Origin of the sequence: Bifidobacterium sp. N4G05 (assembly GCF_002742445.1) — a bacterium.
GTDB classification, from domain to species: Bacteria; Actinomycetota; Actinomycetes; order Actinomycetales; family Bifidobacteriaceae; genus Bifidobacterium; species Bifidobacterium hominis.
On sequence record NZ_NJNQ01000003.1, the window covers coordinates 206,205 to 232,181 of the forward strand.

Genomic DNA, 25,977 nt, shown 5'->3' on the forward strand with positions numbered 1-25,977 from the left:
GCTCCTCTTGCATATTATGTTTAGCTTGTTCCATTATGGTCTCACCCATGGTCTCGTACTTGGTCGATCATGGGTGAGATTCGGAACGCGACTTCAAATGCGACGGACACACCTGCCGCCGCTACGGCTTACCTTTCGTCAATCATGGAAAGTACACGCTTGGCCATGACTTCGGCGGCATCTCGAATACCATATTTCCAAGCGTTATCGCCATACCTGGCAAGCGCATCCGAATCGGCTAGCAGATTCGGCACATGACGTTTGACCCATTCGGCAGTGAAGTCAGCGTCCGCCACCATCAGGCCACCTTCCGCATCGACGACCGGCTGAGCGTTGAAACGCTGCTCGCCGTTGCCGATCGGTAATGGAACATAAATCGCAGGAAGTCCCAAAGCAGTCAATTCCGAAACGGTGCCCGCTCCGGAACGGCAGATAATCAGATCGGCACAAGCGAACGCAAGGTCGATACGTTCCAAGTAAGGCGCGACTCGATAATCACCGTCGTTGGCATGCTCTGGTCCAAGCTCACCAAGCACCTGCTCTCCGGCACTCACCGACACCAACGAACGCACCTCATCGTCTTTGCCTTTTCCCGTCAGGTGAATCACCTGCGCATGTTCCAGCAATTCCTTGGCGGAAGCCGCCACCGCACGATTCACGTTCACAGCACCCAACGATCCTCCGGTCACCACCACCAGAGGACGGTTCGGATCGACTCCCAGCTGCGCTGCAGCCGTTTGCCTTGTGGCTGCACGGTCATGTTCCATACCTTCGGCTATTGCCGCAATTTCAGCACGCAACGGCAATCCCACACGTTCGGCTTCAACACCCTTGCGTGGTTTCAAACCGGTTTGCGCGTACGCGGTGCCGATCATGGACGCCCAGCGTGCACCCAGCTTGTTGGCCATGCCGGCACGGGCGTTCTGCTCATGCATCGCAATCGGAATGCCCATCTTGTGCGCAGCCGCATACACGGGAGCCGACGTGTATCCACCGAATCCGACGACCACCTGCGCCTCGTGTCGGGTGAGAATATCACGTACCTTGGCCGTTTCAGCCTTCCACTGCGCAGGAAACTTCAATGCCGCCATATTGGGTCTACGGGGGAAGGGCACCTTTTCAATGGTTTCCAGCTCGAAGCCCGCTTGCGGAACCAACTCGTGTTCCAGACCGACTGCAGTGCCCACCACCGCAATATCGGCATCCGGCTCAAGCTCGCGAATCACATGTGCCACGGCGAGCAGAGGATTGACATGACCTGCCGTACCACCGCCGGCTAGAACGATATGCTTCTGATTGCTCATAATGTACGAGCTTAGCCCCACGGTATCCCGGCACACCATGCGCCATACCGATGCTCACAAGGATACTCACATTTCATCTACGTTTGATTACCGCCGCATGCGACAGCACCCCGCAGGCAACAGTGGCTTTTCAGACTCTCTGAATCTCCGCTTGGATCTGCGGCTGCTGTTTCATCATGCTGATGGTCACGCCCGCAGCGCCCAAACACAGAATCAACGACGAACCACCGGCCGACACGAAAGGCAAAGGCACACCCATAACAGGGAACAGCCCCACCACGACACCAATGTTCACAAACGCCTGACCGACGATCCACACGGTAATATTGGCCAGCACCAAAGTGATATATCTGTCATGCGCTTGGATAGCCACCACCAGCATGCACCATCCAAGCACAAGGAACAGCAGAATCACCAACGAAGCGCCGACGAAACCCGTTTCCTCACCAATGATGGCGAAAATGAAATCGTTGTGCGCTTCCGGAAGATATCCCCATTTTTCTCCGGAATTGCCGATCCCAACGCCCAGCAAGCCTCCGGAAGCCATGGCGTATTTGCCATGCACCACCTGATAGCAGACACCCTCCATATCAGCTGCGGAACAAGTCTGATATGTAGCCATGACGCGGTTAAGTCGGTTCGGACTGCTGATAACAAGACCGCCGACCAAAGCCAGACCGCCACATGCCACAATAGCCAGCCATTTGCCAGGAAAATTTCCCAGCAACAACGCGGTTCCCGCAATCGCAAAGAGAATCATGGCCGTACCAAGATCCTTGCCGCCCATAACCAACAGCAATGCAAGACCAAGCCACGTAATCAACCTGCGATATGCATTGACCGGCCCCACCTTACTTACCCGCTTCTGCGCGCTAATCAGCTCCCGAGGCAGCCATACGCATAGCGCAAGCTTGACGACCTCAGCCGGCTGGAAGGTAAATCCAAAAAGACCAATCCAACCTTTATTACCCTGAGCATCAACACCTAACGGCGTAAATGTCAACGATTGCAAGAACAAGGCGACGAGCAGAAAAGCGAAACTGACCCTTCTGATAAGCTCCGCCGGAACCATCATGCAGGCCACGCCCACAATAAGTCCGAGAACGCAGAATGCGCCCTGCTTAATCGCTTGTGACCATGGAGATTGGTCATTGGCAATCATATACACCGAAGAGCTGGAAAACACCATGATCACACCGAAAATGGTGAGGATAACCACAGAGACCCTAAACCCGTGAAAACACCAAATCGGATTAAGCATGCTTCGCAGACCGACATAACCACGAAAATCGTCGACCCGTTCTTCAGCAGCAGCCTGCCTCTTCTGACGGGTACCGTCACTCTGCTTGGTTTTAGGCTTCTCCATGCTCATTCACCCAACGCTGAGCCTGCTGCGCGAACTGGTTTCCACGATCGGCATACGACTTGAACTGATCCATGGACGCACAGGCAGGCGCCATCAGCACCACATCGCCGGATTGGGCATATTCACCCGCAGCATCGACGGCCCGTTCCATAATGACGTCATTATTCGCCGGATCGATGATGGTCAACGGAATGTCGGGGGCACTCGCTGCGAACGCGTCCAAGATGGGCTGCTGATCTTTGCCGATGACGACCGCGGCTTTGATGGTGTGCGACTGTTCTGCCACCAACTGTTCGAAACGGCTGCCCTTGGCCAATCCGCCAGCGATCCACACCACGGATTTGTCTGCAAAACTATTGAGCGATGCCTTGGCTGCATGTGCATTGGTCGCCTTGGAATCATCCACGAAACGAATGCTGCCCCCATCTGGCGTGGTGGCGGTGGCGACAGTCTGAATGCGATGCCCGCCTGGCGTGAATTGTTCCAGAGATGCGATGGCTTTCTCTTTGTCTGCGCCAAGCCCCAGCACCAGCGCCAATGCGGTCAACGCATCAGCAAGCAAATGCGGGTACACCGTGCCATCAGGCTCAGTCAGATGCGTAAACTCAGACACCTTGGCGACCTGCTCTGGCATTCCAAGCTCGCCACCTGCGATGCCAGACATATCGACGATCCAACCGTCCTTCACGCCGATCTGACCATCTTGCGGCTCAGACAGAGTGAATCCGACCTTGCGGCAGCCTTCCGCCGTCTCGGCTGCGAACGCCAGCCTGGTCACACGCTCGTCATCGGCGTTATATACCAAAGCCTTCTTGACGCGGTGGAAGACCTTCGCCTTATCTGCCGCATAATTTTCAATGCCGCCATGCCAGTCAAGATGATCATCCGCGATATTGGTAATCGCAGCGCAATCCAAAGCCAGCGAATCGGTGAAATGCAACTGGAAGGAACTCAGCTCAACGCATAGCACATCATTTGCCGGATCGACCACGGCATGGGATACCGCCTTGCCGATGTTGCCGACAGCCGGTGCCGTCAGGTCACAAGCCGTCAGCATTTCCGAAGTCATTTCCGTAGTGGAGGTTTTGCCGTTGGTGCCGGTGATGCCGATCCATTGTGCTGGTTCGCCGGTGGAATCGCAATTCACTCGCAGCTGCCAAGCAAGCTCAACCTCGCTCATCACAGGAATGCCACGACGCTGCGCCTCAAGAATAAACGGAGTCCTCGGATTGAACACCGGCGAAGTCATAACCAAATCAACATGATCCCAGTCGATGCGATCAAAGGAGTGCAAATCAGCATCGGGCTTCTTTTCATCCACGCCAAGCACTTTTTCGGCGCGGGACCCCAACACTTCCATCATGCTTTGGCCAGAAACTCCAAGACCCGCCACAATCACGGTCTTACCGCTCATATCCATATCCATCATCCTTCGATTGTCGGCACCTCATATGCCTTGATATTCCTTACAGATCACAGTCATGTTGCAGCCGTTCACATATCAGCGGAACGCAACAGCCGTCACAGACCGGAACGGGAGACCCAATCGCCGTAGAAAATCACCAACGCAATTAACACGAACAGCAATTCAATCATCCAGAAGCGAATTACAACCTTGACTTCCGGCCACCCCTTCAATTCGAAGTGATGATGGATCGGAGCCATCTTGAACACACGCTTGCGAGTCATCTTGAAATAGCCGACCTGAATAACGTCGCTCATGGTTTCAATCACAAACAGGCCGCCAAGGATAATCGCCAAGAATTCCGTATGTGTGGCGATTGACATGGCCGCAAACAAGCCGCCAAGCGCCAGAGAACCGGTATCTCCCATGAAAATGGATGCTGGATTGGAGTTGTACCACAGGAATCCGAAGCACGCCATCGCCGCGCAGGCCGCGATGATGGTCAGATCAAGAGGATCGGACACCGCGTAGGCGAAGCCTTCATGTCCCAAACCCTTGAGGTGGTAGAACTCCCAAAAAGTGATCACCGCATATCCCATGAATGCGATCATCGAAGAACCAGCAGCCAATCCGTCAAGACCATCGGTCAGGTTGATGGCATTGGTCCATGCGGTCATCAGGAAGTTCACCCAGATCACGAACAACACGATGGCCACGGCTTTGCCTGCGAACTCGAAACTGAAAAACGGCTCTTCAATGAAGCTCATGCCGGCCTGCGCGCTGGGGAAGCCGGAATTCGTCGGCAGAATCAACGCCAGCACCGCATAGATGGTGGCGAGAATGAACTGGCCGATGAATTTGCCTTTGACCGTCAGGCCTTCGCTCTGCTTTTTGCGAACCTTCGCGAAATCATCGATGAATCCCAGCATACCCATCGATAGCATGGCGAACAGCACCAGCAGCGCCGACCATGACGGCACCTCTCCCCTGGTGATGAAGCGATACAGTGCCGACGAGCCCCAACCCAACACAACCGCCAGATTGATGACCACGCCACCCAACGTAGGCGTGCCACGCTTGACCAGATGGGACTTCGGACCATCTTGGCGTATGTACTGCCCGTAATTAAGCTTGTGTACCAAACGAATCAGCAGCGGTGTTCCCACAATCGTTACGACCAGCGACACCACAATTCCGATGATGAGCGAAATCACCTGATGTTCTCCGTTTCAGTCAGACATTCTTCAGATAACGTCGATTATTCAAATCTTGCCAAATGCTTTTGTTCTATTGTGCAGCCAGGGCCTGCCAACGTTCGGCCAGAGCGCTCAAGCCGGAAGCGTGGGAACCTTTAAGCAGCACCACGGCACCTGGATGTTCGACGGCGAGTCGCGTCACAAGACGATCGGCCTCATCGATATCGTGAACCCAATCGACATGAGAAGCGTCTCCCGCCGAGGATGCGCCGTCCGCCATGGCACCTGCCAGAGCGTCCAGGGAAGCATCGGATGCACTGCCAACCGTCAGCAGCGCATCAACCCCGCCTTCCAACGCATACCGGCCGATGCCAACATGCAAATCCTTTTCATCCGGACCGAGCTCAAGCATGGCGCCCAACACCGCAACACGGAATGGCTGGCTTTCGGAACCAGCCTTCCAACGCAGCAATCCGTCAAGACCGGCTTTCATGGAATCAGGATTGGCGTTGAATGAATCATCGATCAGCGTGAATGACGTTTCCTGCTTGTTCACGATGGAAACAGCCATGCGATGGGGACTGATGGCCGTCACATCCGACAATGCGGATGCGACATCGCCAATCGACATGCCCAAACGCATCGCCACTGAAGCGGCGGCAAGCGCATTCATGACATTATGCTGACCGCAGATGTCCAAGGTGACTTCGGCATGCTCGCCATCACCGTTTTCTAAAGTGAAGGACGGATGATCCAACTCGTCGCAACGCACATGCTGAGCGGTGATCGCAGGATTGCCACCTTCACCATTCGGAAGTCCGAACCACATCACATCGCCCGGCGCGAAGGCGCTCATCGCAGCCACATGCTCGTCGTTCGCATTCAGCACGGAAAGACCGCCGGGAACGAGACCATGAATGATTTCCGACTTGGCCTGCGCGATGCGTTCCACGGAGCCGAATTCACCCAAATGCGCAACGCCGACTTTCAGCACAACCGCGATGTCCGGCGGCACCAGCGACGTCAGATTGGCGATTTCCCCAACATGGTTGGCGCCCATTTCCGCTACCAGAAAACGAGTTTCGGCATTTACTTTGAGCGAGGTCAGAGGCAGGCCAATTTCGTTATTGAACGATCCGACCGGCGCAACCGTCGATCCCATGCGAGACAGCAGCGCCTTCATAAGATCCTTAGTGGTGGTCTTGCCGACGGAACCGGTAATGCCGACCACCGTAAACGGAGTTCCCAGCGCGCGACGGCGCTCGATATTATGCTTGGCCAACGCCCCCAAGGCCAGCACCGTATCCTCCACCACAATCTGAGGCACACCGGCGTCGGCGATCTCATGGTCGACTATTGCGGCAACGGCACCTTGAGCGCCCACACGCGGCACGTAATCGTGACCGTCCACACGTTCTCCGGCAATCGCTACGAAAACCGAACCTTCAACGATCTGTCTTGAATCGGTGAATGCGCTGGTGGCCGCCGGCACATTCACTGCCGCAGTTCCGGCAATCAGCCGTCCCTGAACCGCCTGGGCGATCTCCTCCAAGCTCATTGGCATCATGGTCGGGCTGCTCACTGTGTTTTCTCCTCTGTGTTGCTGTTCCGTTTACTGTTCACGTTGTTTTGCGATTATCGTGTGCGTTTTACGCATCCGTTCCGATTGAAACTAGTTCAGATCTCGGGATACGCGCAACGCACTTTTGATGTTGGCCTTGCGCACACCCGCCGCAAGCACCATCGATATGGACAGCGACAATGCGCTGCTGTTCGTCTGCCCGTACGCCGCTGCCGCTTGCGATGCGAGCATATCGGATTCCTGCGTACGGACGGCGATACGGGTCCGCTTCCCGACGGTGCATCCGAATCGCGCAACCGATTTGACGATATCGGCTTCGCTTAGACCATTGTCATCGCAACCAAGCACATCGACACTTACCGACTGTAATGCGTCGTCTTTCAACGTCTCCTCGCTCAGAGCGAGAATCGCAGCCGCAGCACCGTCTTCAGCGCACACGGCCATCGTACGCTGCACGTCAAGAATCGACAATGGATAGTTCAGATCAAGATATCGTTCCAACGATTGCGAGTTGCCCGAGCTGATCACACCAACCGGATTACCAAGCATATGCAGGAAATCAGCGAGATCCCTCACCCCTTGGTCCACCGCCTGCGTATCGCTTCCCGCCACGGCGAACACCGCTAATGAATCGGACGGACTACCCGCCATTTCGCTGGCAAGCCTACCCAACTGCTGTGCGGTCGGCTCGGCATAGATCACAGGAATCTGTATATCTTCTGTCTTTCCACGCAACGCATGAGGTACCACCGCACCATATGCGCCAAGTGCCTGAGCCTGACGCAGCTGTTGCTCATCCACCGGTGCGGACGGCATGAACAACGATCCCGGCCGTACCGAATCGATATCGTCCGCAATGGACGTGATCGTCACTTCAGTGGCAAACGTAGGATCCAAGTCAAAGCCATATCTGCTGGCAAGCAGACCCAATGTCATTCGTCTGTTCATGGACTCACTGATCGCGCTCATCTTTCCACCCCTCCGTTCTTCATGCTTGCATACTCACCAAGTTACTGGAATAGCATCAGTTCGCGGGCTTGACGCAGGCACTTCATACTTCTGCATAAGGAATTCACCAATCTCCGCGGTGACCGGACCTGCCGTCAGACCACCAAAAACGCCTTGCGGTTCCTTCAACACCACCGTGACGACAAAGCGAGGATTGTCCGCAGGAATAATCGCCGAATAATCGCTGATAATCGACGACAGTCTGCCATCGGCACCAGCGACTTCCGCCGTACCGGACTTTGCTGCGACACGATAACCATCCACCTTGATGAACTGGGAGTAATGGTCGGACACGGATTCCATGGCGTTCAGCACCTGAGAGGCCACCTGCTCGTCAATCACGCGCGTTGCCTCGCCCTCGGGCTTTTGCTCTTCGGAATGTCCTTCGGCATCGCTGATCGCCTTGATGATGCGCTGCGGCTTCTTAACGCCCTTATTGGCGATCACGGCAACCGCATTCGTCAGCTGGAGTGCATTGGTCGTGTAAGCCTGGCCGAACAACACGGTGTTCTGGGTTCGCAGATCCCATTGATCGGCCGAATATAGCAAACCATCCGATTCGCCAGGAAGCCCGAGCCCATTGTCTTGGCCGATGCCGAATTTGCTGATGAAATCGTATCGCTGCTCGTTAGACATCTTCTCCCCTGCGATGATCATGCCGACGTTCGACGATTGCTCGAGAATGCCCGCAAGGGTCCAGTGTTCGTCACCGTGGGTGGTCGCGTCGCTGTAGGTCTGCCCGTTCATCGTGATATGGTCCGGTACAGTGAATTTGTCTGACGCCTGATGCAATCCAAGCTGGATCATTCCCGACATTGTGAAGACCTTGCCAATGGAACCTGGCTCAAACGTTTCGCTGACGGCCCTGGAAACCGTCATCTTCGCCTGATCGCTGCCGGCTTCGATCTCGTCACTGTCTGCGAGCGCGAGAATATCCCCTGTTTGAGTGTCCTGCACCACGGCGATTCCCCATGGCGAACTGTATTTTTCGCAGCTTTCTCTCAGTATTTTTTCGACATACCACTGCACGTCGTGGTTGATGGTCAGCGTGACATCGGATCCATTGACCGCATCTTTCGATTCGGTCATGGTTCCTGGGATTTCGACGCCGTTGTTGCCTTGTTGGTAAACCTGGTATCCGTCTTCGCCAGTCAGCGTCTTATTTTCCATTTGTTCGATACCGGCGACGCCTTTGCCTTCGCCATCGACGCCTCCCAGCAACGCTCCCATCAAGGTTCCGTTAGAATAGATACGTTCGTTGCTGAGTTCCGCATAGACGATACCGTCCAAATTGAGCTTGGAGATTTTGCGTTTAACCGCCGGCGTCACGTCTTTCTTCAGTACCGCGTATTGACCTGTTCCCGAGAGCATGGCACCCAATTCGGTAGCATCCATGTCCAGTACCGGGGCGAGCAGCCTGGCCACGGCCGCGGCTCCTGTGGCACCTACCGGTTTGCCGTTGATCTGGTGGCAGATGTCTCCGGTTTGTTTGGTGCACGTTATCGGCGTGAAGGCCTGCGCCCTCTCGGGATTGCCGATGATGGTGTATCGTTCCACGCTCTGTGCGAGGATAGAACCGTTCGTGTCCATGATTTTTCCGCGGCTCGCCTTTAATGTCACTGTGATGGTTCTGCTTTGCGCCGCGGCTTGCGCCATGCTTTTGCCGTTGATCAGCTGAACGTTGGCCAATTGGATAAGGCATGCCGTGCCCATCAGCGCCAGAAGGACGCCGATGGCCATGGTTTTTGTGAGCAGCTTCTTATGGAAACGCGTGTACGTACTGCGAAAAGGATTCACTGAGCGTCGTCTCCGCTTGGCTGATAGCCGTTCAGATCAATCGTCAAGGCACCTTTTTGAGGCACCATACCCATTTCCTCGGCTTTGCTTGGTAGCGAGGCCTCAAGCTCGTCGAGCTTGGTCTGGTCATCTCCCACGTCTTGCGTCAAACGGATGATGTTCGACTCGATCCTGTTCGCGTCGAAGGAATCCTGCACCATTTGGGTGCGTAGCATCAAGGATCCCACAAGGCAGATTCCAAGGAAAATGACAGCAATGACCAAATGCAGCAACGGGGTGCTTCTGGTGCGAGTCCATGTGATGAGCTGTTTGAATCCTCGCTTGACACCATTGCCTTCGGCACGCGTTCCTTTGACGACATGCAATTCAGGGCGAGTGGTGCCTACAGTTTCGGTTTGGTCCCGGCGTCCTGCGGGAGCCGCGTTTGATGCGATCGTTCTTGGTGCGGCCACGTTCAGCCCCTCCTTCCTTGCCGTTTCATGCTTGCGTAGTCATTGCCCCGGTCGAATCGTTTTCGCCAGCGTTCGGGAATTGGCCTGGTCAGTTCCACTGCACGCAATCGTACGGAAGCCGACCTCGGATTCATGGCGATTTCCTCCTCGTCGGCTTTAATGGCGCCTCGCGTGAGTTCCTTGAAGAACGGCATCATATCCGGCGGAACCACCGGCATGTCCGCAGGTACATCAGCTTTCAGACCTTGGTTCATGAATGTTTTGACGGTTTTGTCTTCCAGCGAATGGTACGACTCCACCACCAAACGCCCTCCCACCGCGAGACGGTTGGCGATCTGGGGCAATGTTCCCGCCAATTTGTCGAGCTCACCGTTGACTTCGATGCGCAACGCTTGGAACACTCGTTTGGCAGGATTTCCTGCAGGACGGTGCGCCTGCGGCACAACCTCATCCACAAGACGGTTAAGCTGCCCTGATGTGGTCAACGGCTCGATCTCACGCCTACGCACGATCGCACGGGCGATCTGCTTGGAGAAGCGTTCCTCACCATACGTACGGAAAATGCGTGCCAGATCGGCAAACGAATATTCGGCAAGCACCTGCTCAGCGGTCAATGGCTGGGTCACGTCCATACGCATATCCAAAGGCGCATCGTGGGAATACGAGAATCCCCGCTCCGTCTCATCAATCTGCAGACTTGACAATCCCAAATCCATGAACACGGCGTTCACTTGATCGATTCCCTGATCATCAAGCACTTGCGCAAAATCGTCGAACGCGGCATGCACAGGTATGAAGCGATCGGCAAGGCCTTCCATCTGCATTCGCTGTGTGGCAAGCGCAAGCGCCTCGGTGTCTCGGTCGATGCCGATCAGGCAAGCATGCGGGCTCGCTTTAAGGAATGCCGTGGAATGCCCGGCCAAGCCAAGCGTGCAATCCACTGCGATCGACCCTGGCTTCGCCAATGCAGGCGCCACCAGATCCACGCAGTCACGCAGCAACACTGGCTGATGAATCGTTGTCACATCTGTCATCAGAATTCCACCGCCGGTAATACGTCATCGGCAATATCGGAATACCCCTGCTCCTTTTCGGCGAGATATTCCTCCCATGCCTGCTTATTCCAAATCTCCGCTCGGGTTCCCACACCAATCACCACAATGTCGCTTCCCAACTTCGCGTAATCGCGCAACATCTGCGGCACGAGCACACGTCCTTGCTTGTCCGGCTCCTGGTCAACAGCACCGGAAAGGAATACGCGCAAATAGTCGCGCGCGGCCTTATTGCCCATGGATATGCGCTGAATCTGCAACGCGATCCGGCGAAATTCCGATTGGGGCAGCAGGTAAACACAACGCTCCTGACCTCGGGCCATCACCATGCCCGGTCCCAATTGACTGCGAAATTTCACAGGCAGTGCCATGCGTCCTTTGGCGTCGATTTTTGGAGTGTATGTTCCCAGCAACAATGGCGGCAATTCCACCATCATGTTGCCTGCCTGCATTGCATCGTCCTCGGAGAATGGTGTGGTTGCAACACTTTGAACCATCACCACACCTCCTTATCCGACACACATGAACACCTCAGGCCCGAGACTCTTTCCCACTTTACCCCACAGGTCACCATAAATCCCCACGTAAATGGAAAAAATCGGCAAATAAAAGTCCGTTTCTCCCCACAATGAACAAGCTCCGTCGAAATTCACTCATCATCCTGCCCTAGAAACATCGCTTTTCGTTTGACAATAATGTTTTCGTAGAAGCCTCGGGGTACATTGGAGTGCCTAAGTTTTGTGAGGAAGGGATTGTAGATGTCGAGTTATTCCGCCCAGTTGCGTGAAGAACAACAGGCCGTCAGCCGCGCGTATGGCCGCTTGGACGACCTACGGGCTCAAGCTCGCGCCCGTCTCGACACCGTGCGGGCAGCGGGCTCGCACGGTTCGCCCACGCAACGCACCGAACGCGACTCCTTCGCCACCATGTACGAGGACCGTCTCACCCAGTTGCGTGCAGTCGAGGACCGTCTGGTGTTCGGCAGGCTCGATGATGTTCACGGCACGCACCGGTATATCGGTCGTATCGGATTGTCCGACGAGCACCATGAGCCGATCCTCACCGATTGGCGAGCCGACGCGGCACGCCCGTTCTATGAGGCGACGCCTTCGCACCATGGCGATATCGTAATGCGTCGCCATATCACGCTGAGTTTCCGTGAAGTGGTCGGTGTCGAAGATGAGGTGCTCGATGTGCATTCCGACCAAGTAGGTCAAGCGTCCTCGGACGGCACGCTAACCGGTGAAGGCGCGCTGCTTGCATCATTGAACGCCAAACGCACCGGCAAGATGACCGACATCGTGGCCACCATCCAAGCCGAACAGGACCGTATCATCCGTGCAGACCTCAATCAGGCCGTGGTGGTGCAGGGCGGTCCGGGTACCGGCAAAACCGCCGTTGCCCTGCATCGCGCCGCATATCTGCTCTACACGCATCGAAGAATGCTCGAACGTTCCGGCGTGCTGGTGGTTGGTCCGAGCTCTACGTTCCTGCATTACATCGACCAGGTGCTTCCCTCCCTTGGTGAGACCGGAGTAGTCAGCCGCACCATCGCCGATCTCATTCCCGGCGTAATCGCGACAGCGCATGACGATCCGTTCGTGGCAAAACTCAAGGGCGACCGACGCATGGCCAAGGCCATCGCCAACGCCGTCGCAGCAAGGGAACGCGTTCCTTCGCAATTGCCGTCGATTCGTATCAACGGATTCACTGTGTCCATCGTGCGCACGGATATTGAACAGGCCATCACCGATGCCAAACGCACGCGACAGCAGCACAACAAAGCACGCGAAACCTTCGTGCACAGCATGCTGATCGCCATGCGCAACCGTTATGTGGACAAACTTGATTACGAACCGGAACAAGCCGAGTTGACGGATGTGATGCAGCAGCTGCGCATGAACGACGCACTGCGTAAGACGTTGAATCTCGCCTGGCTGCCGATGACCGGCGAATGGCTGGTCGACCAATTGTTCTGCAAGCCGCAGCAGCTTCGCCGTTTCGCACCTTGGCTTGAGGAACGAGACATCGAAGCGCTGACGCGCCCGAAGGGATCGCCGTTCACAGTCAGCGACGTTCCCTTGTTGGATGAGGCCATGGAGCTGCTTGGCCCCGACCCGAAGGCGGTCGCCCGTCAAAAGGCGTTGGACGCCAAACGCGCCGAAGAAGAGCAATTCGCACAGGACACGTTGGCACAGGCTGGCATCGGGTCCGGCATCGTTACCTCGCAAATGCTGGTGGACAATATCAATGGTATGGACGCCGAACTCACCGCGCAGCGCGCCGCCTCGGACCGCGAATGGACGTATGGCCATATCGTCGTCGATGAGGCTCAGGAGCTCACCGCCATGGATTGGCGTATGCTCATCCGCCGTTGCCCATCGCGTTCGTTTACCATTGTGGGCGACGTAGCGCAAACGTCCGCGTTAGGCGGCACTCGTTCGTGGCGACGCATGATGGATCCTCTATTCGGCCCCCGCAATTGGCAGCTCAACGAATTGACGATCAACTACCGTAATCCAAAGGAAGTGTCGCAACTCGCCTGCGATTTCGCGGCTGCCGAAGGTTTGTACATCTCCACCGTCAATGCGGTTCGCGGCGTGCCTGATTCGGTCAAGCGTCTCACCTTGGCCGATGAAAGTCTGATTTTCGACGCCGTGGCGCAGCAGACCGTCGATCTGGTTCGTTCGTACATATCCGCCGACGGCACTGGACGTGTGGCCATCATTGCGCCTGATGATATGGTCAAGTCACTGCGTAGGCGCGTGTACGAACAGTTGCGTGAAACATTGCCGACAAAGGAATTCGACCGTCTTGATGCGCAAAGCTCCTGGGATGAGCAGGTGACCGTCTGCTCCACCCAAATGGTAAAGGGACTGGAGTATGACGCGGTGATGGTGGTACAGCCGGGAATCATCGAGGAGAACGCTCCTTCGCGCATTGTGGCAGCCGCCGATCTGTATGTCGCCATGACCAGACCGACGCAACGCCTGCTTATAGTCCGGACAAATGCTGACGAAAAACTGCTCAAGCTATAAGGTAGGAATCATGCCTAAAGCATTGTTACTTGAAAACATTCATCCCGACGCGGCGCAGTCGCTGCGTGACCACGGCTTCGAAGTCGAGTGCCTCAAGGGCGCTCTCAACGAAGACGAACTCATCGACGCTCTGGAGGGCGTTGACCTTCTGGGTATCCGATCCAAAACCAGCGTGACCCGCAAGGTCATCGATGCCCGTCCGACGCTCACCGCGGTCGGATGCTTCTGCATAGGCACCAATCAGGTCGATCTTGACTATGCGGGCAAGCATGGCATCGCCGTGTTCAATGCCCCATATTCGAACACCCGTTCCGTGGTGGAACTGGTCATCGGCGATATCATCTGCCTGATGCGCCGCATTCCCGCGCACACCCATCACATGAAGCATGGCACGTGGGATAAGTCCGCTTCCGGCTCCCATGAAGTGCGAGGCAAAACGCTCGGCATCATCGGCTACGGCAATATCGGTTCCCAGCTTTCCGTTATCGCCGAGGCGCTTGGCATGCGTGTGGTGTTCTACGACATCGAAGAGAAGCTTGCCATGGGCAATGCTCACCGTTGCTCCACGCTAAACGAGCTGCTTGAGCAGTCCGATGTGGTCACCTTGCATGTCGATGGCCGCAGGTCCAATACCGGTTTCTTCGGTGAGGACCAGTTCTCCCATATGAAGCAGGATTCGATTTTCATCAATCTGTCCCGCGGTTTCGTGGCGGATTTGGACGCGTTGAAGAAGCACTTGGATTCCGGTCATATTTCAGGCGCTGCAGTGGATGTGTTCCCTATCGAGCCGAAGAAAAGCGGCGATGAATTCCTGACGAACCTTTCAGATGAAGACAATATGATTCTGACCCCGCATATTGGCGGCTCCACACTTGAAGCGCAGAAATCCATCGGCCAGTTCGTTTCACAGCGTCTTGAGGATTATTGGTTCAAAGGTTCCACGATGTTGTCGGTTGATCTTCCGCAGATCACCTTGTCCGATATCCGTTCGAACTTCCGTATCGCGCATCTTCATGCGAATCTGCCTGGCGTCCTCGCCAAGGTGAACCACGTGCTTGGCGAAGAGAACATCAATATCGCAGCCCAGGCGCTTGGCACCGAAGGCGAAATCGGCTATGTGGTCACTGATGTGGCGCAGCGCCCGAGCCAGAAGGCTTTGGACGAGCTTGCAGCCATTGAAGGCACGATTCGCATGCGTATAATCAGCTGACGGTCTGCAATACGACATACGTCAATACGGCATAAATGCATTGTGGGGGGTTCCAGCCTAAGCGGCTGGACCCCCCCACAATGCATAAATCGTCATGTCATGCCGTAATCGCCCAACTTCTGCGTCACTTAGTCCATCCTTGACGAGACAACGCATTGCCACACGTTTCGATAGCGACCATCAAACTACTTCAGCGCGTCAGCTTTCAGCTCATTGATAGCGTTCTGAAAATCCCCAAGATTCTCAAAGTTCTGATACACACTGGCGAAACGCATGTAAGCAACCTCGTCAAGATCACGCAACGGTTTCAAAATGGCTTTGCCGACCTCGTCGGACTTGACCTGGGCAAGCCCTCGAGCACGAAGATCCTCTTCAACCTGCTGCCCGAGCGCCTTCAAATCGTCTTCCTTGATCGGGCGACCCTGGCATGCTTTTCGAACGCCGGAAATCACCTTGTTCCTATCGAACTGTTCGACGTTGCCGGAACGCTTCACCACCAACAGCATGGTGGTCTCCAGCGTAGTGAAACGCTTGGAACATTTCGGGCACTCTCGCCTACGGCGAATGGAGTGGCCGTCATCGCTGATGCGGGTATCGACCACCTTGGTATCTGGATTCTGACAAAAAGGGCAATGCATGATGTCAAGAATAGCCTGAGCCATTGAACTAGGACAATCCCACGTGAGTTACACCTCGTCAGGAACGATAAGCCTTTGCCCACTCTGAACGAAACAGAATCCAGATTATTCAAGCGCGCCAGCTCGTTTACTGCACACGAATCATCACAACAACCCTTCTCAAACAGCTGTTCTATCGAACGCACGTTCTACACATAGCACATATGTTCGATAATCGCAAACACACCTCGAACAGATGTTTGATTTCCTCAGCGTTTCGCGTTATGCTTACCTGAGACCTGAAAGGAGCCCACCGTGAGCACCGTCCCATTCACACCCAAAAAGGATGCTGAGCGTCCGGATGAAAGCACGCTGACCGATCGCCAGCGCAAGGTGCTCGGCGCCATCAAAAAGCATCTGGCGGAACAGGGTTTCGCCCCTTCGTTCCGCGAAATCGGCGAAGCCGCAGGGCTGAAAAGTCCGTCATCCGTCAAACACCAGCTGCAAGTGCTTGACGAAAAGGGTTTTATTCGCATGAATGCGAACAAGGGCAGGGCTATTGAAGTCGTAAGCTTTGACGATGAATCCTCGCCGAACAAGGTGGCACGGGTCATTCCATTCCCAGGCCAATCCGATTCCAGCGGTTCCATCATGGCCTCACGAGATGTTCCTTTGGTGGGGCGCATCGCCGCGGGAGTGCCCATCACCGCCGAACAGCATGTGGATGATGTGATGCGACTGCCCGAACGGCTCACCGGTACCGGAAATCTGTTCATGCTTGAGGTGCACGGCGATTCCATGATCGACGCGGCCATTTGCGACGGCGATTTTGTGGTGGTACGCGAGCAGAATACCGCGGAGAACGGAGATATTGTGGCGGCACTGCTCGACGATGAGGCCACAGTGAAGACGTTCCGCAAGGATCACGGTCATGTCTGGCTCATTCCGCACAATCCCGCTTACTCCCCCATTGATGGCACGCATGCTGAAATCATGGGCAAGGTGGTTACCGTACTCCGCAAGATCTAAGGCATAATGATCGTCTCGCCCTTTACAAAACCGCGCTCTTGGACGTGAAGTCAAACATTTGATTTCACGTCCAAGAGCGCGGTTTTTCATAACACAGCAGGCTTCGTTGGTCAGGAATGCATTTCGGATTTGCTCGCCGAACTGTATCCCTCCGGTTCGAGCTGGAAGGTAGTGTGTGGCACCGATACGGGGAAATGCTCACGCAGACAGTCCTGTAGTTGGGCGAGTATTTCTGCAGCCTCCTTCATGGTGAGGTCTCGTTCGACCACGACATGTGCCATGAGGATCGGCATGCCGGTGGATACGGTGCTGGCGTGAAGGTCGTGCACGGCAATAACATGTGGCACTTGTTCCAAATGGGCCCGCACTTCGTCAAGGTCAAGTCCGTTGGGTGTTTCTTCCAAGAGCACGCGGACCGCATTGTGCAGGAGCTTGATGGCGCGTGGAATCATCATGAGCGCGATGATGCCGCCGGCAACCGCGTCGAAGCCGGCCCAGCCGGTGCAGATGAGTACGATCGCCGATACGATTACGGTTACGGATCCCAGGGCATCGTTCATAACTTCGAGGAACGCCGCTTTCATGTTCATGTTGTCTTCGCTTTGCGATGCAAGGATGAAGATTGATCCGACGTTGGCGGCAAGGCCGAGTATACCCATGAAGAGCAATAGTCGCACATCGTTTATTTCGTCAGCAGCTCCTCCGAAAAGTCTCATGCCTGCTTCCACGAGAGCGTAGATGCCGACGATGAAGAGTATGAGGGCTCCGACTGCCGCGGTGAGCACTTCGAGCCGCGCCCATCCCCAAGTGCGTTTGTTGCTGGGTTTGCGTTGCATCAGTATTGCGGTGACGGTTGATGCGATGAGTACGGACATGTCGGTGAGCATATGGCCCGCATCTACGAGCAGTGCCAATGATCCGGTGATGATTGCGCTGACGACTTCCGCGATGAATACAGTCGAGGTGAGCCCCAGTGACATCATGAGTCGTTTTTGATGTTCTGCTCCCGTGTTCGCCATTGTTCCGTACGTGTGGTCATGTGCCATGTATGCAATCCTTCAACCTAATTAATTGAGGAACTTATTGAAATTGTTTCTCAATACCATTTTCATTGCTTGTAAAACGCAAGAAACCCCAGCCAAAGGCTGGGGTTTCCGTTATTTCTGCTTGCAGTCTAACGACTCATCATCCGTCTGTCAATAGTCAAAACAAACAAAAAACGCAGCAACGCTTGCATCGGCAAGGCACACAAGACGAAGGCGTGCAAAAGTACGTCGAATTCCGTGTAACGCAGCTGACGCTCCGTTACCGCGTTTTTTATCAGAAGCCGAATTGGGCGGCGGTTTCCTTCAGCGTCTCTGCAGAGCGCGTAAGGGCTGCGAGTTCGCGGTCGGACACCGGGGTGTTGATGGCGGTGTTGACGCCGGAGCGGTTGAGGAGGGTCGGCACGGACATGCAGACGTCGGAGATGCCGTGGAAGTCGTGAAGCATGGAGCTCACCGGCAGGATGCGGTTAGAGTCGCGCATGACGGCTTCGATGATGTCAACGCCGGACATGCCGATGGCGTAGTTGGTCGCACCCTTGCCGTTGATGATCTTGTAGGCGGCGTTCTTGACGTCCTGGTGAATCTGCTCACGGACTTCGGCGTCGAGCGGGGCGTGGCCCGGCAACGGGGTCCAGTCGCACATCGGGACGCCACCGATGGTGGCGGAGGCCCACAGCGGCACTTCGGAATCGCCGTGTTCACCGGCAATGTAGGCGTGCACGTTCTTGACGTTGACGCCGGTCTGCTGGGCGATCAGGAAGCGCAAACGTGCGGAGTCAAGGTTGGTGCCGGAGCCGAAGACCTGGTTTGCCGGCAGGCCGGAGATCTTCTGGGCAACATGGGTTGCAATGTCGACCGGGTTGGTGATGAGCATGTAGATGGCATTCGGGGCGACCTTCACGAGACCTGGAATGATGGCCTTGAGAATGTTGATGGTGGCACCGACCAGTTCGAGGCGGGACTGGCCCGGCTTCTGACGCGGACCTGCGGTGATGACGATCATGTCGGCGTCGCGGCAGATTTCCGGATCGTCGGAGCCTGCGATGGACACGGTCGGGAAGAAGCTAGAGCCGTGCTGCATGTCGAGCACTTCGGCTTCGACACGTTCCTTGGCAATGTCTTCGAGCACGATCTCACGTGCGACGCCACGCTGAGCGGCAGCGAAAGCGAGAGTGGAGCCGACTGCACCGGCACCGATGATAGCGAGCTTTGTGGGCTTGATTGGTGAATCCACCATGTGCTTACCTCTCTTACAAGAAAAGAATGTCCCGCTAGTAGCAGGTTTTCTCTTAGGATTTCATCTTTACTTTATCCATACAGCATGACGTTTTGACATGCTGTAACACGACTTGCAAGTACTGAAAAAGTGATTTGCCTCACAAAGTATGTGAGCGCTCACAAACGCTGTGTCCGTTGCGTTGCACTGTTTTGCAAGGTTTTCAGCCGATTGACTGTTCCACGATTTGCGCAGCCAAATGATCGTCCACTTCCGCTTCGAGCATCATACCATCGTCACGGTATTCGACGTTGATCACTTTGCCATATTCACGTACGCGCGACACCAGCGAACCGGCAGTGTATGGCAGCAACGCCTCGACATGCACGTTCGGCGTCGGCAGCATGGATTCCACCTGCATACGCAGCTCGTCGACGCCTTCGCCGGAAAACGCCGACACGATGTACGCTTCTGGCATCAACGCCTCGATACGCTCGTGTGTGGCCTCATCCATACGGTCGGCCTTGTTGAACACGATAATCGTGGGAATGGTTTCGACGCCGTCGATGTCGGAAAGCACATCGTCGACCGCGTCGATTTGCGAGAACGGGTCCGGATGCGAGCCGTCCACCACATGCACGATCAGATCGGCTTCGGAAACCTCCTCCAGCGTGGATTTGAACGCTTCAATCAGCTGCGTAGGCAGTCGACGCACGAACCCGACGGTATCGACGTACGCATATTGACGTCCATCTTTGGCGCGCGCCCTGCGCACTGCGGTGTCCAGTGTGGCGAACAACGCATTCTCCACCAGTTCCGCGGAACCGGTCAGCCGATTTGTCAACGACGATTTGCCCGCATTCGTATATCCCACCACGGCAACGGTCGGCAATCCGAAACGACGGCGAGCGCCACGTTTGACGTCACGCGCGGGAGCCATCTGTTCGATCTGTTTGCGGAGTTTGGCGATGCGGCTGCGGATCACGCGGCGGTCCATTTCGATTTTCGTTTCGCCTGGTCCTCGCGAGCCGATGCCGGCGTCTCCTGCGGCTCGGCCGCCCGCCTGTCGTGACAGTGACCCACCCCAGCCTCGCAGTCGTGGCAGCATGTACTGGAGTTGCGCCAGTTCCACTTGGGCTTTGCCTTCGCGTGAGGTTGCGTGTTGGGCGAAAATGTCAAGGATCACGGCGGTGCGGTCGACGACTTTTACTTTGGTGGCGTCTTCCAAGGCGCGGCGTTGACTTGGCGGCAGGTCATCGTCCACAACGATGGTGTCGGCTTCCTCTTGCGCCACGATTCCAGCGAGTTCGCGGGCTTTGCCGGAGCCAACGTATGTAGCTGCGTCCGGCTTGATACGATGCTGCAGCAGGCCGTCGCATACCACGGCGCCGGCGGTTTCGGCAAGCGCGGCAAGTTCTCGCAATGATTCTTCGGCCTGTGCCTGTGTGGTTTCACGGCTTGACCATACGCCGACGAGCACGACGCGTTCAAGGCGGACTTTTCGGTATTCAACTTCGGTGACGTCTTGCATTTCGCCGAGTCCGGACACATGCTTCAACGCATTGCGGGATTCTCGTTCCTGCCATTGTTCGTCATGGGATTCGTTGAAATGGTTTTCGCCGTTGGTATCAAGCAGCACTTCGGACTGGTCTGCGAGCACGCCTGACACGTCGTTGGCACTCATGCTATGCTCGATGTCGTTTTCTTGGCTCAATGGCACCTCTCACGGTTAAACTATGGTGTCTTTATTATCATCATTCTCTAGAGACATGGGTATCGGGCATTCGCCACGTGGATGAGCGTGGCTTGCGTGATACCGGAGGCGAGCGTTTGCAAGGAGTGGGTATGGCACAGGCCGAACAGTATTTCGCGGCTGATCCGCAGTCGAAGGATGTACGTAAGAGGCTGCATGTTGTGTTGCGAGGCAACGAGGCCGATGTTGAGGTTTCCAATGGCGTGTTTTCCGGCAATCGCGTGGATTTGGGAACGTCCGTGCTGCTTCGTCAGGCTCCGGAGCCTCCTGAGGAGGGTACGTTCCTTGATCTGGGTTGCGGTTGGGGTCCGATTGCGTTGACACTTGGTTTTGCTTCGCCGAAGGCTGATATTTGGGCGTTGGACGTGAATGAACGCGCGTTGGATCTGACGCGTCGCAATGCCGAGCTCAATGGTGTGGGAAACATTCGTGCGGTCACCGCCGATGAGATTCCTTCGGATGTGACGTTTGATCTGATTTGGTCGAATCCGCCGATTCGTGTCGGCAAGGATGTGCTGCATAAGCTGCTGATGACATGGCTGCCGCGTTTGAATGCGGGTGGTGCCGCCTATTTGGTGGTGCAGAAGAATCTGGGGTCGGATTCGTTGATTCCGTGGCTTGCCACGCAGCTTGGCGATGGTTATGAGGTAAGTAAATACGCGAGTTCGAAGGGCTTCCGCGTTATCGAGGTTATGAAGGCATGAAATTCGAATATCCTTCCCAACTGCCGGTTTCTGCTGCGCGCGGCGATATTGCCGAGGCGGTGAAGTCGAGCCAGGTGGTGATTGTTTCCGGTCAGACTGGTTCCGGTAAGACCACGCAGCTGCCGAAGATTCTGTTGGAATTGGGTCGCGGATCGCATGGCAGGCAGATCGTGCACACGCAGCCGCGTAGGCTGGCCGCGCGTACCGTAGCCGAACGTATCGCCGCGGAGATGGGCGTGCGTCTGGGTGACGAGGTCGGCTATCAGGTGCGTTTCACCGATGAAAGTTCGCCGAAGACTCGTCTTCGTGTGGTGACGGACGGTATTCTGCTGGCGCAGATTCAACGTGATCCGAAGCTGATGCAATACGATACGATCGTTATTGACGAAGCGCATGAACGTAGTCTCAATATTGATTTTCTTCTTGGATATTTGACTGCACTGTTGCCGAAACGACGTGACCTGAAATTGGTGATCACGTCGGCGACGATTGATTCGGTGAAGTTCCAAGAGCATTTCGAACATGCTTTGCATACGAAAGTACCGGTTATCGAGGTTTCGGGGCGAACCTACCCCGTGCAGGTCGTGTATGAGCCGCTGGGTACCGCTCCCGCGTTGATGCGTTCCGTACCCGGTTTTGAAACGGGCGCGATGCCGGGCGATGCTGACTATGAAGCATTGTCTGCCGCCCCCGATGCGAAGGATTCTCGCGAGCCGAATGTTGATATGCCGACGGCTGTGGCACGCGCCTGTGCCGAATTGGTGATTCATTCGAGTCATGACCGTGGACCGCGCGATATTCTCGTGTTCGCTTCCGGCGAGCGCGATATTCATGATTTTGAGAATGCGTTGCGTCATCATTATGGCCCGCGTGCTGTTGATATGCGTCGTCCTGATGCGATTGAGATTGTGCCCTTGTTCGCACGATTGTCTGCCAAGGAGCAGCATCGTGTGTTTGAGCTGCATGATCATCAGCGTATTGTGATCGCTACGAATGTGGCTGAAACGTCGTTGACGGTACCGGGCATTCGTTATGTGGTTGATCCTGGTACCGCCCGTATTTCGCGTTATTCGAAGAGTGCGAAGGTACAGAGGCTTCCGGTTGAGCCGATCAGTCAGGCGAGTGCGAATCAGCGTTCGGGCCGTTGCGGCCGTATTGCCGATGGTATTGCGATTCGCTTGTATTCTCGTGAGGATTTTGAGACGCGTCCGGAGTTCACGGAGCCTGAGATTCTGCGCACGTCGTTGGGTGCGGTTGTGTTGCATATGCTATCGGTGGGTGTGGCTCGTACCGCGCAGGATGTTACGGATTTCGGCTTTATCGATCCGCCTGATATGAAGGCGGTGTCTGATGGTTTCAATGAGTTGACCGAATTGAAGGCTGTGGCGCGTAAGCATGGCGAGGTTGTGCTGACGCACACGGGCCGTATGCTCGCGCGCATTCCGATCGACGTGCGTTTGGGCCGTATGGTTATCGAGGCTGCAAAGTCGACTACGCCGAACACGTTGGCCGCGGTGCTGGTGGTGGTCGCGTTTCTGAGTTTGCAGGATCCTCGCGAGCGCCCGGATGAGAATCGTGAGGAGGCCGACCGTATTCATAACCGGTATGCCGATTCGTCCAGTGATTTTCTGACCGCGTTGAACTTGTGGGATCGTGTGTTTCAGGCTGACGGTGAGCCCAGTAATTCCGCGCTTCGTAAGATTTGCAAGACTGAATATTTGAGTTGGCTGCGCATTCGTCAGTGGAAGGATCTGGTCACGCAGTTGCGTGAGATGTGCAAGGAATTCAAGTTCAAGGTTGGTGATCCGATTCCGGTTTCGCGTCCACCGCTTGAGATTCGTCAGCTTCCGTTGAACCAGCAGGCTGCGCATTCGCTGTGTTGTTCGTGGGATGCGCAGGGTATTCATACGTCGATGCTTTCGGGCTTGTTGTCGATGATGGGCATGCAGATCGTGCGTGAGCCGAAGGCGTCTGATTTCGCTGGTTTGAAGGGCGCTGCCCGTGCACGTGCCATGAAGCGTGCGCAGAAGATGGCGAAGAATGATTATCAGGGTGCGCGTGGCACGCATTTCGCGTTGTTCCCGGCTTCCGCGGTTGCCAAGTCGACGCCGCAATGGGTGATGAGCACGGAGTTGGTGGAGACGAGCCGCTTGTGGGCGCGATATTCCGCCCAGATCGATCCTGCTTGGGCTGAGCCGTTGGCGGGTTCGTTGACGCGAACCACGTATGCGGATCCGCATTGGTCTGGTTCGCGTGGTTCCGCGGTGGCGAGCGCGAAGGTGCTGTTGTATGGTTTGCCGATCGTGCAGGATCGTACGGTGCAGTGGGGTCGTATCAATCCGCTGGAGGCCCGTGATTTTCTGATTCGTCAGGGTTTGGTCGAGGGCGATATTCAGCAGCGGTTCTCGTATGACGATTTCATTGCGAAGAATCGCGATGTGTTGGAGGATGCCGCAGACGATGCGAGTCGTACACGTCAAATGGCGCAGACGGTCAGTGATGAGGATCTGTTCGATTTTTATAATTCGGTGATTCCCAATACTGTCACGTCGGTTGCGGATCTTGCGAAATGGTGGAAGTCGACGCGTGATGAGCAGCCGGATTTGTTGGATTTTGATCCGGAGAAGGTGGAGCGTCTTGCTGATGCCGAGTCGGTGTCGTTGGCTGACTATCCGGATCATTGGCATACGTTGGGCACGGACGGCTCCCCTATCGATTTGCGGTTGAGTTATGTGTATGACCCGCATGATCCGCATGATGGCGTGACTGTGCATGTGCCGTTGAAGGTGTTGTCTCGTTTGACACCGGAGCAGTTCACGTGGAATGTTCCCGGATTGTTGGATGAGTTGATTGTCGGTATGATCAAGTCGTTGCCGAAGACGCTGCGTGTGCAGTTTGTTCCCGCTCCTGATACGTCTCGTAAGATTCGTGCGTGGATTGATGAGAGATATCCGGATCTGCCTGGTTCTGGTAGCCAGCAGAAACCGAATCTTGCTCCTGCCAATGCGGAGGGTGTGAGCACGTGGCCGGATTTGCCGCATGTGTTTACGCAGGCGGCCATCAACATTGTCGGCGCGCAGATTCACCCTGAAGTGTTGACTGGTGAATTGTGGAGCAAGCTCACACCGTATTTGCGCGTGACGTTCTCGGTGGAGCAACAGTTGCCTCCGAGTCGTAAGAGTCAGCATGGCAGGCGGCATGCGCGAGGTCCGGTCAAGGTGCTTGGCACGGGCAAATCGTTGGTGGAGTTGCAGCGCAAGTTTGCGGAGCAAGCTGAGGCTTCCGCACGGCAGATGGTGAAGAAGCAGGCGGAAAACGCCGGGAATCAGGGTAAGCTTGTGGAGCAGGCCAATCTGCTGCATAAGGCTGGTGCCACTACTGAAGCCCGTTCCACCATGCTGTGGCGCGGTGCGCTTGATGTTTTGCGTATGCCCAGCGAACGTATTTCGTCGCGTTGGTTGGGTGCGGAGGCGTTGATGTTGGCGTCCGCACCATATCAGTCCACGAAGGATCTTACTGAGGATCTGCAGTTGGCTGCGGTGAAGCGTTTGCTGCCGAATGTTGATGAATTGCCGGATGATGAGGCGTTGGCGAATGCGGTGCTTGATGTGCGTGAAGTGTTCGAAGATACCGTGTATGCGGTTGCGCATGATGTGATTGCTATTTTGAAGCGGTATGCGGAGGTTGATAAGGCCGTGTCAGGCAAGGCTGATCTGCCGATGTTGAGCGTTTTGCAGTCGATTCGTGAGCATATCGCCACGCTGGTGTATCCGGGATTCATTGGTAAGACTCCCCCGGATGCGTTGGCGTCGATTGAACGGTATCTGCATGCTGACATGCTTCGTTTAGGTAAGGCGAAGAACGACAAGAATCGTGATGTACGTTGGGCTTGGGAGGCTGATGAAGCCAAGCAGTTGGCCGACAAGGCCATGGCGAAGGCCGAGCGCGAGCCTGCAGGTCCGCGTCATGAGGCGTTGATGAAGCAGGCGGCCACCGCACGTTGGATGCTTGAAGAATTCTACGTATCACTGTGGGCGCAGGAACTCGGCACGCCGAAGCCGATCAGCCTGCAGCGCATCAAGAAAGCGTTGAGCTAACGCATATCATCTTTCGCATTCCATTGCCGTCGATACTTGCAGTTTTCCAGTATCGACGGCAATGGAACCTAACGAAATCATTCTCAACCGAACCATGGTTAGCGA

19 protein-coding genes are annotated in these 25,977 nt (G+C 55.6%); 5 read left to right on the plus strand and 14 right to left on the minus strand.

All coding sequences use genetic code 11. From position 1 onward, the window contains the following. Nucleotides 1-128: 128 nt before the first annotated feature. The 10 genes from murG to mraZ all read right to left on the minus strand — a co-directional run bounded on the left by murG (nucleotide 129) and on the right by mraZ (nucleotide 11,614). Nucleotides 129-1,304, minus strand: a complete 1,176-nt coding sequence (gene murG / locus CE153_RS04105; protein ID WP_033524071.1) for an undecaprenyldiphospho-muramoylpentapeptide beta-N-acetylglucosaminyltransferase — start codon at nucleotides 1,302-1,304, stop codon at nucleotides 129-131. A gap of 130 nt (nucleotides 1,305-1,434) precedes the next feature. Further along, nucleotides 1,435-2,676 carry a peptidoglycan glycosyltransferase FtsW gene (locus tag CE153_RS04110; RefSeq protein WP_004220622.1) on the minus strand — a complete coding sequence of 414 codons (1,242 nt, stop codon included), beginning with the start codon at nucleotides 2,674-2,676 and terminating at the stop codon, nucleotides 1,435-1,437. Further along, nucleotides 2,657-4,096: a UDP-N-acetylmuramoyl-L-alanine--D-glutamate ligase gene (gene murD / locus CE153_RS04115; protein ID WP_180753407.1), complete on the minus strand. Its 1,440-nt coding sequence runs from the start codon at nucleotides 4,094-4,096 to the stop codon at nucleotides 2,657-2,659. The genes CE153_RS04110 and murD overlap by 20 nt, the downstream gene beginning before the upstream one ends. 95 nt (nucleotides 4,097-4,191) lie before the next feature. After that, on the minus strand, nucleotides 4,192-5,289 hold the full coding sequence (gene mraY, locus CE153_RS04120; protein WP_099595199.1) for a phospho-N-acetylmuramoyl-pentapeptide-transferase: 1,098 nt from the start codon (nucleotides 5,287-5,289) through the stop codon (nucleotides 4,192-4,194). A 73-nt stretch (nucleotides 5,290-5,362) separates the two neighbouring features. Further along, nucleotides 5,363-6,838, minus strand: coding sequence for a UDP-N-acetylmuramoyl-tripeptide--D-alanyl-D-alanine ligase (locus CE153_RS04125; RefSeq protein WP_099595200.1), 1,476 nt, complete (start codon nucleotides 6,836-6,838; stop codon nucleotides 5,363-5,365). A gap of 105 nt (nucleotides 6,839-6,943) precedes the next feature. Further along, nucleotides 6,944-7,822, minus strand: a complete 879-nt coding sequence (locus CE153_RS04130; protein ID WP_099595201.1) for a UDP-N-acetylmuramyl peptide synthase — start codon at nucleotides 7,820-7,822, stop codon at nucleotides 6,944-6,946. Between the two features lie 33 nt (nucleotides 7,823-7,855). Beyond that, entirely contained in the window at nucleotides 7,856-9,601 is a 1,746-nt protein-coding gene (locus CE153_RS04135) for a peptidoglycan D,D-transpeptidase FtsI family protein (protein WP_099595203.1), read from the minus strand. A 53-nt stretch (nucleotides 9,602-9,654) separates the two neighbouring features. Next, entirely contained in the window at nucleotides 9,655-10,110 is a 456-nt protein-coding gene (locus CE153_RS04140) for a hypothetical protein (protein WP_099571326.1), read from the minus strand. A gap of 2 nt (nucleotides 10,111-10,112) precedes the next feature. Further along, nucleotides 10,113-11,144 carry a 16S rRNA (cytosine(1402)-N(4))-methyltransferase RsmH gene (rsmH, locus tag CE153_RS04145; RefSeq protein ID WP_099595204.1) on the minus strand — a complete coding sequence of 344 codons (1,032 nt, stop codon included), beginning with the start codon at nucleotides 11,142-11,144 and terminating at the stop codon, nucleotides 10,113-10,115. Beyond that, nucleotides 11,144-11,614 (minus strand): division/cell wall cluster transcriptional repressor MraZ, encoded by a 471-nt coding sequence (gene mraZ / locus CE153_RS04150; protein WP_180753408.1) that lies wholly within the window; start codon nucleotides 11,612-11,614, stop codon nucleotides 11,144-11,146. Before mraZ ends, rsmH begins: the two co-directional genes overlap by 1 nt. A gap of 306 nt (nucleotides 11,615-11,920) precedes the next feature. Between mraZ and CE153_RS04155 the strand changes: the two genes are divergently transcribed. Beyond that, a complete protein-coding gene (locus CE153_RS04155; protein ID WP_099595208.1) occupies nucleotides 11,921-14,200 on the plus strand; it encodes a HelD family protein in 2,280 nt (759 codons plus the stop codon). Between the two features lie 10 nt (nucleotides 14,201-14,210). Then, nucleotides 14,211-15,410 carry a phosphoglycerate dehydrogenase gene (serA, locus tag CE153_RS04160; protein ID WP_099595209.1) on the plus strand — a complete coding sequence of 400 codons (1,200 nt, stop codon included), beginning with the start codon at nucleotides 14,211-14,213 and terminating at the stop codon, nucleotides 15,408-15,410. A gap of 185 nt (nucleotides 15,411-15,595) precedes the next feature. Here the strand turns inward: serA and nrdR are convergent, their stop codons facing one another. Continuing rightward, entirely contained in the window at nucleotides 15,596-16,048 is a 453-nt protein-coding gene (gene nrdR / locus CE153_RS04165; RefSeq protein WP_033500596.1) for a transcriptional regulator NrdR, read from the minus strand. Between the two features lie 294 nt (nucleotides 16,049-16,342). Here nrdR and lexA point away from each other — a divergent pair, with 294 nt between their 5' ends. Next, entirely contained in the window at nucleotides 16,343-17,056 is a 714-nt protein-coding gene (gene lexA, locus CE153_RS04170) for a transcriptional repressor LexA (protein ID WP_039198951.1), read from the plus strand. A 110-nt stretch (nucleotides 17,057-17,166) separates the two neighbouring features. On the opposite strand, the gene CE153_RS04175 is transcribed toward lexA, so the two are convergent. The 3 genes from CE153_RS04175 to hflX form a co-directional block, all read right to left on the minus strand. Further along, a complete protein-coding gene (locus CE153_RS04175; protein WP_099595210.1) occupies nucleotides 17,167-18,102 on the minus strand; it encodes a cation diffusion facilitator family transporter in 936 nt (311 codons plus the stop codon). Between the two features lie 274 nt (nucleotides 18,103-18,376). Further along, on the minus strand, nucleotides 18,377-19,339 hold the full coding sequence (locus tag CE153_RS04180) for an L-lactate dehydrogenase (RefSeq protein ID WP_004220646.1): 963 nt from the start codon (nucleotides 19,337-19,339) through the stop codon (nucleotides 18,377-18,379). Between the two features lie 202 nt (nucleotides 19,340-19,541). Then, on the minus strand, nucleotides 19,542-21,002 hold the full coding sequence (gene hflX / locus CE153_RS04185; RefSeq protein ID WP_099595212.1) for a GTPase HflX: 1,461 nt from the start codon (nucleotides 21,000-21,002) through the stop codon (nucleotides 19,542-19,544). 161 nt (nucleotides 21,003-21,163) lie between these two features. Here hflX and CE153_RS04190 point away from each other — a divergent pair, with 161 nt between their 5' ends. Next, a complete protein-coding gene (locus CE153_RS04190; protein WP_180753395.1) occupies nucleotides 21,164-21,775 on the plus strand; it encodes a class I SAM-dependent methyltransferase in 612 nt (203 codons plus the stop codon). Then, complete coding sequence (gene hrpA, locus CE153_RS04195; protein WP_099595214.1) at nucleotides 21,772-25,872, plus strand: ATP-dependent RNA helicase HrpA; 4,101 nt, start codon at nucleotides 21,772-21,774, stop codon at nucleotides 25,870-25,872. Before CE153_RS04190 ends, hrpA begins: the two co-directional genes overlap by 4 nt. Nucleotides 25,873-25,977 lie beyond the last annotated feature (105 nt).

Coding starts and splice junctions, on each gene's coding strand:
- murG (WP_033524071.1), bottom strand. CDS start 1,304: ATGAGCAATCAGAAGCATATCGTTCTAGCCGGCGGTGGTACGGCAGGT.
- CE153_RS04110 (WP_004220622.1), bottom strand. CDS start 2,676: ATGAGCATGGAGAAGCCTAAAACCAAGCAGAGTGACGGTACCCGTCAG.
- murD (WP_180753407.1), bottom strand. CDS start 4,096: ATGGATATGGATATGAGCGGTAAGACCGTGATTGTGGCGGGTCTTGGA.
- CE153_RS04125 (WP_099595200.1), bottom strand. CDS start 6,838: ATGATGCCAATGAGCTTGGAGGAGATCGCCCAGGCGGTTCAGGGACGG.
- CE153_RS04130 (WP_099595201.1), bottom strand. CDS start 7,822: ATGAGCGCGATCAGTGAGTCCATGAACAGACGAATGACATTGGGTCTG.
- CE153_RS04135 (WP_099595203.1), bottom strand. CDS start 9,601: ATGGCCATCGGCGTCCTTCTGGCGCTGATGGGCACGGCATGCCTTATC.
- rsmH (WP_099595204.1), bottom strand. CDS start 11,144: ATGACAGATGTGACAACGATTCATCAGCCAGTGTTGCTGCGTGACTGC.
- mraZ (WP_180753408.1), bottom strand. CDS start 11,614: ATGCAGGCAGGCAACATGATGGTGGAATTGCCGCCATTGTTGCTGGGA.
- CE153_RS04155 (WP_099595208.1), top strand. CDS start 11,921: ATGTCGAGTTATTCCGCCCAGTTGCGTGAAGAACAACAGGCCGTCAGC.
- serA (WP_099595209.1), top strand. CDS start 14,211: ATGCCTAAAGCATTGTTACTTGAAAACATTCATCCCGACGCGGCGCAG.
- nrdR (WP_033500596.1), bottom strand. CDS start 16,048: ATGCATTGCCCTTTTTGTCAGAATCCAGATACCAAGGTGGTCGATACC.
- CE153_RS04175 (WP_099595210.1), bottom strand. CDS start 18,102: ATGGCACATGACCACACGTACGGAACAATGGCGAACACGGGAGCAGAA.
- CE153_RS04180 (WP_004220646.1), bottom strand. CDS start 19,339: ATGGTGGATTCACCAATCAAGCCCACAAAGCTCGCTATCATCGGTGCC.
- hflX (WP_099595212.1), bottom strand. CDS start 21,002: ATGAGTGCCAACGACGTGTCAGGCGTGCTCGCAGACCAGTCCGAAGTG.
- CE153_RS04190 (WP_180753395.1), top strand. CDS start 21,164: ATGGCACAGGCCGAACAGTATTTCGCGGCTGATCCGCAGTCGAAGGAT.
- hrpA (WP_099595214.1), top strand. CDS start 21,772: ATGAAATTCGAATATCCTTCCCAACTGCCGGTTTCTGCTGCGCGCGGC.